The sequence below is a fragment of the Aeromonas aquatilis genome, from assembly GCF_054052405.1.
This window is the reverse complement of record NZ_JBSTYP010000127.1, coordinates 1-2,502: the sequence shown is the minus strand read 5'-3', so window position 1 is coordinate 2,502 and position 2,502 is coordinate 1. Positions and strand designations below refer to the sequence as shown.

Here is a 2,502-nt window from a genome sequence, read left to right as displayed (position 1 = left end):
AAAGCAGATGCAGCAAGGACGGGGTGTGTCTCTGGAGCGCGTGAGAGGGAGCTGCCGCAAGCAGTCTCGATAGTCCGGAGCAAGGCGAGTCAATCTTGTGTAACTACGTCATTTTTAACGTAGCCAAGCAGGAGGGCTCTCCTATCTTGAAGCGCAGCGGAACGATAGGAGAGCCTGCTTACTGGGGAGCTTTGCGACATCCTTTTTGCGCGGTCTTTAGGCCGTGGTCTTTGCGCTCTTCATCATCGAGAGAGGCTCTTGGCGAGGTGGTTAAGCCCGTTCCCGAAGGGCTGTCCATCAGGCCGTGTGTTTGGCCTGTGGGCAGTAGGGCTTATCCACGGAGCGGGGTTGGTTTTTTCGTACGTACGAAATCCAAGTTGCTAGTGCAGGATTCGCAATGTGCTGGCGTTTGCCGCCGCTCTTGTTCCAAAACGGTTTTAGCCCATTCTCCGGCCGCCCTCATTTCCTCCCGTAGCTCGTTGAGTTCTTGTTTCGTCAGCCTCTGATATGTCACTGGGTGCCCCTTTTCTTCGTACGTACGAAATTCATGGCTGCTCTATGGCTAGGGCAGGATTCGCGTTTTGCTAGCATGTTGCACCGTCTCGATTTGGCGGATGTCCTCCATGACGGCAGCGAGAAGGGCCGGATCGTTTTCCTCCTTGGCGGCTTTGAGGTAGGCCGCAACGTCTGTGCTGTTCGTCAGGTACTCTGCAACATGGTATTGACTGAATTGCTCTTTCCCCGCAGCAATCAAATTTGTCTTTTGACTCATCATTTTGCCTTTATGATGCACTTCTAATGAAGTGGCTTAACCTTGTGCCAAGCCGGATCTGGTTCGGGCATTCCCATGACCGAATTTCCTCTATGGATACCCCAGCCGCTATGGCCCTGTTGGCGATAGATTCCGAGTTGAAACACACCTTTAAGTAGTCCGCCAAGGTTCCCGCTTCAGCTCCCAGCCTATCTAGCAGCGCATCAAGATCAGGATTGTTATCGTGCTGAATCTTTTTTGGCGTCTCGCGGAATGCGTTACGGGCTGGCTGTGTGATGGCCTTCGGTGTCGGTGCTTGTTGAGTCTGTCGCCTGCGCAGCCTATGCAGGGTGTTTTTGAAGGTGGCGAGTGTGATGGTAAAGCCCACATCGTTCGCATTGATGGCCGCCACGATTTGAGTAAGGGAAAAGCCTTGTTCGATCATCGTCTCCACTTCTGGATAGACGTGGGCGATTACTTTTGCCTTGGGTTTTGATACCTCCCCTTGGTGGAGGTATGACTCGATCTTTGGAATGAATTTATTGCTTGGTTTCGGCAGCATGGCGACGTCATTTTTCAGTGAGAATGCCCCCAATGTACCAAAACGCTACCCAGATGGTATCTGTCTGTAGATTTTGCGTGTCCTTTATGCATCCTAGATGCACCCTATAGGATTCCTTGGTGCTTTCTTTATGCTTCCTTTATGTGGGTTTTCTGTAGGTGCCTACAGAAATTGAAAAAACAGACAGGCACGACACCGACTGTATACAGGCACGAGACCGAGCGTATACAAACTGCGTTTGTACCGTCGGCGTGCCTGCATCCTATCGGCGTGCCAAAGGGTCGCCCCTTTGAAACCCGAGTGCGGTTCTACGAACCTGAGTAACGCTAATCAAAATTAGAGTTTGATGGTTCATAATTATAATTTGATGTTTGGCTGCGTTGGTGTCATAACGTAGATATGAATCATCAAAACAGGTTTTTGATATGGAAGAGATCAAGGCGAAGTGGGTATTTGAACAAGGGGGCTTTGCCAAGGCGGTGATCGCCCCGACCCCGATGGGTGCCGGCTACCATCTTCACCTGGTGAAGTTTGGCCGCAATGCAGAAACGGAAGTGCTGGAACGCCAACGCGGAGGCTGGCGGGTATTTAAGACCATCGATGCTGGGGTTAACACGGCGCACACCATCGGTTTTCGCCGCATCGAGGTGGATCTAAGCAGTCGTTAAGGCTGCCGCGCTGCGCTTGCCGACTCCCGAACGAAGCGCAACAGACTGCGCTAGTCGCTCCCGTTTGGGAGTGTTGCCCTGATCTCCACAGGGTGGGGCCACTGGCCCCACCCTTGATGGACTATGTTTTAGGCCCCCGCGGTTGTCCGCTGGACGCGCTCGATGTTCCGAACGATGTGTTAGCGGCGAAAGCCCTGCTGCTGTGGTGGGGGAAGGGTTAAGATCTGTCGTGCTGCGTTTGGAGGTTTTGAAGAGCATTTTAAGAACTTATGGGGTGAGTTATGACGAGCATGGATTTTGGTGTCGGACTGTCTATTGGGGAGTCTGGGAAAGGTTATCTTCGTGGCCAGGTCGCCGGATGGAAAGAGCAGGCTTTGAGGATGGAGAGGGAGCTTGATGATGCAAGGCATTTTGGGCATTCACAAACGTTGGGGCCATCTCAGAAAACGGAAAATAAAGCACGCTAAGCTCAAAAACTCGCGCTCTTGGGGTCGTCTCAGAAAACGGAATTTAAAGTACGT

3 protein-coding genes are annotated in these 2,502 nt (G+C 52.1%); 1 reads left to right on the top strand and 2 read right to left on the bottom strand.

Going from position 1 to position 2,502, the window contains the following annotated elements:
* Positions 1-562: 562 nt before the first annotated feature.
* Positions 563-775 carry a hypothetical protein gene (locus ACW5W8_RS23515; RefSeq protein WP_498630834.1) on the bottom strand — a complete coding sequence of 71 codons (213 nt, stop codon included), beginning with the start codon at positions 773-775 and terminating at the stop codon, positions 563-565.
* A gap of 7 nt (positions 776-782) precedes the next feature.
* Positions 783-1,313, bottom strand: coding sequence for a hypothetical protein (locus ACW5W8_RS23510; protein WP_498630832.1), 531 nt, complete (start codon positions 1,311-1,313; stop codon positions 783-785).
* A 425-nt stretch (positions 1,314-1,738) separates the two neighbouring features.
* On the opposite strand from ACW5W8_RS23510, the gene ACW5W8_RS23505 reads away from it, so the two are divergent.
* Positions 1,739-1,981 carry a hypothetical protein gene (locus ACW5W8_RS23505; RefSeq protein WP_042469152.1) on the top strand — a complete coding sequence of 81 codons (243 nt, stop codon included), beginning with the start codon at positions 1,739-1,741 and terminating at the stop codon, positions 1,979-1,981.
* Positions 1,982-2,502: the final 521 nt, after the last annotated feature.